Source organism: Moorena sp. SIO3I6 (genome assembly GCF_010672095.1).
This window is the reverse complement of record NZ_JAAHHU010000787.1, coordinates 1-2211: the sequence shown is the minus strand read 5'-3', so window position 1 is coordinate 2211 and position 2211 is coordinate 1. Positions and strand designations below refer to the sequence as shown.

Annotated in this window: 4 protein-coding genes and 1 pseudogene; 3 read left to right on the top strand and 2 right to left on the bottom strand. The window is 44.1% G+C overall.

Translation table 11 applies throughout. The features are described 5' to 3' along the window. Positions 1-223 precede the first annotated feature (223 nt). Positions 224-400, bottom strand: a complete 177-nt coding sequence (locus F6K49_RS42755) for a hypothetical protein (protein ID WP_293107554.1) — start codon at positions 398-400, stop codon at positions 224-226. A gap of 224 nt (positions 401-624) precedes the next feature. On the opposite strand from F6K49_RS42755, the gene F6K49_RS42750 reads away from it, so the two are divergent. Both F6K49_RS42750 and F6K49_RS42745 read left to right on the top strand, forming a co-directional pair. Next, the gene (locus F6K49_RS42750; protein WP_293107552.1) at positions 625-894 is read left to right on the top strand and encodes a hypothetical protein; all 270 of its coding nucleotides are present in this window, start codon (positions 625-627) and stop codon (positions 892-894) included. A gap of 177 nt (positions 895-1071) precedes the next feature. Further along, entirely contained in the window at positions 1072-1653 is a 582-nt protein-coding gene (locus F6K49_RS42745; protein WP_293107549.1) for a Gmad2 immunoglobulin-like domain-containing protein, read from the top strand. Between the two features lie 43 nt (positions 1654-1696). Here the strand turns inward: F6K49_RS42745 and F6K49_RS42740 are convergent, their stop codons facing one another. After that, positions 1697-1825 carry a hypothetical protein gene (locus tag F6K49_RS42740; protein WP_293107546.1) on the bottom strand — a complete coding sequence of 43 codons (129 nt, stop codon included), beginning with the start codon at positions 1823-1825 and terminating at the stop codon, positions 1697-1699. Between the two features lie 139 nt (positions 1826-1964). On the opposite strand from F6K49_RS42740, the pseudogene F6K49_RS42735 reads away from it, so the two are divergent. Then, a pseudogene (locus tag F6K49_RS42735) lies at positions 1965-2211 on the top strand (hypothetical protein); the annotation flags it as partial.

Genomic DNA, 2211 nt, shown 5'->3' with positions numbered 1-2211 from the left:
CATAAGTTCGATAATTATTGACCAGCGATGCAGCTTATACAGTCTACTTTTTAGCTCTCATGTCGCTCCTCCAGAACAGATGCCCTCCGATCCAAGGGGAAGGGAGGGCATCGCTCTGTCTGGGGAATTCAATCTCATTGCATAGTCAAACCAGACTTTCCCGATGTACTAAACCTATCTAGTACTTTTCTGTCTGGTGCTTTTCTGCTTGCCAGACAGACTGTCAAGGCCAAATAGGCACATTTGCATTTACCGAATCAAGACGTTTATTGCCGCCAGCTATAAAACCGCCGCACACCTTGGTTAACTCGTCGTCAGTCAAGGCCAATAAGGTGTTACCCCTTCCTGATGAGTCTTTGGTTGATTTCTCAGTCAGTTCTTCTATTTTGATTCTAGCCATTTAAATCACCTTTGAGTTAGTAATTCAGCTATGAATAACTTCCTACACTGATCAGTGTATAGCTATGAGTAACTTCCTACACTGATCAGTAGGGCAGTTTTGAAACTGCCACAACGGTACAGATTGGATTCACTATCTAGATCAGATCATGAAGCATCACGGAGAGGTGCGACCCCGTTTTAATGCGTCATAGGAAAGCGCACCTCTCGAAAATACAAAAGTGAATGAGCGACGCTTATAAGCCAAAAGTCTTACTCATGTCTATCGCTTATACTTTAGCTACTTTACAGGGAACATTGTTACAAAATATCAGAGTGACTGAGTATATTTCTCGTCCAACTGAAACAGAATGTTCAACGGAGCGACATAGTTCTTTTTGGATTGGATTGCATGCTCCTGATTGGGTTCAATCTCTCAATACCTGGTCAGATTTAGCTTTTTGTCTGATCAATCTCAAACCTCACAAACAGCTCAATTTTCCCCAGAGGACTTAACGCTCTATCTGTTATCCAGAGAGCTTTGTAGCCTTGTTGTCACCCCTTGAGCTCACAAACAAAAAAGTACCCTTGTTGGGTACTGTTGAAGCTTGATGCCATTGTCCATAATGCAAAGCAAGCCTCGCTAAAATCATGAGGCTTCTCGCCGGATCAACTAACCCACAGGAGCTAGTCATGATTAACACAATAAACACCAATAGCAAGATTAGCCACCAAACTTCACAGGTTTACACAAGTACCCCTGAGCCAAGAAACAGTCTACCTACCATTTCCGTTCGTCAGCCCCTACCCCACGATATTGTTGACAATCCCATCCGTGTTTGCGGCATTGCTACTGGCTTTGAAGACATCATTCACCTCCGTGTCCGGGACAATAATGGTACCAAGTTATTCCGGAATTTTCTCACTGTTGGCGGTAATGGCATCCTCGCTAACTTTTCGGTAGGATTGCCATTGAAAATGGTTCCAGCAACCCCCCAAGGTACCCTTGAAATTTTCAGTATCTCAGCAGCAAACGGCAGTGAAACCAATCAGGTAGTCGTGCCAATTGTTTTCGGCAACGCCTTGCTGCTTCGGTACTTTGGTTTCTATCAATACACTGTCATCCCCGGAGACACCCTCTTCGCCATCGCCCAACAAGTTTACGGTGACGGCAGATTGTCTCCTCGGATATTAGAAGCCAACCGACACCAGATTAACCGTCCTGATCAGATCTATCCAGGATTAGTGTTACGAGTTCCAGTGTCAAAGTTTTAGTTATAGCGGTTTGCGACTTTATTGAGTACATATTTCTGGGTTTTTAGGGAACAGGGAGCAGGGAGCAGAGAACAGGTAAGCAGAGAACAGGTAAGCAGAGAACAGGTAAGCAGAGAACAGGTAAGCAGAGAACAGGTAACAGGGAAGAACGAAAAAATATTGTGTACCTCATTAGACTATAAAAAGCTATAGTGCTAATATAAGCATTTGTTGCCTACTCCCTACTCCCTACTCCCTGCTCCCTACTCCCTACTCCCTACTCCCTACTCCCTACTCCCTACTCCCTGTTCCCTATTCCCTTTACTATATAAATGACAAACTACGAAATCGAAACCCAAGAATGGTGGGTAGAACGTTGGAATGATTTACTCAATTCCTATCGCTTCAAAAAGCGTTTGGAACGGGGACGTATCTATGCCAAAGAAGGCAACATTCTCAGTATTGACTTTCTAGGACCACAAGTAGTCGCCAAAGTTCAAGGAACTGCTCCGGAGCCCTATGAATTAACCATTTCCATCGAACCCTTTACCGAGGAAGACTGGAATTATGTGGTGCAAA

Bases quoted from the DNA above. Each gene is read 5' to 3' on its own strand.
- F6K49_RS42755 (WP_293107554.1), bottom strand. From the start codon at position 400: ATGGCTAGAATCAAAATAGAAGAACTGACTGAGAAATCAACCAAAGAC.
- F6K49_RS42750 (WP_293107552.1), top strand. From the start codon at position 625: ATGAGCGACGCTTATAAGCCAAAAGTCTTACTCATGTCTATCGCTTAT.
- F6K49_RS42745 (WP_293107549.1), top strand. From the start codon at position 1,072: ATGATTAACACAATAAACACCAATAGCAAGATTAGCCACCAAACTTCA.
- F6K49_RS42740 (WP_293107546.1), bottom strand. From the start codon at position 1,825: ATGAGGTACACAATATTTTTTCGTTCTTCCCTGTTACCTGTTCTCTGC.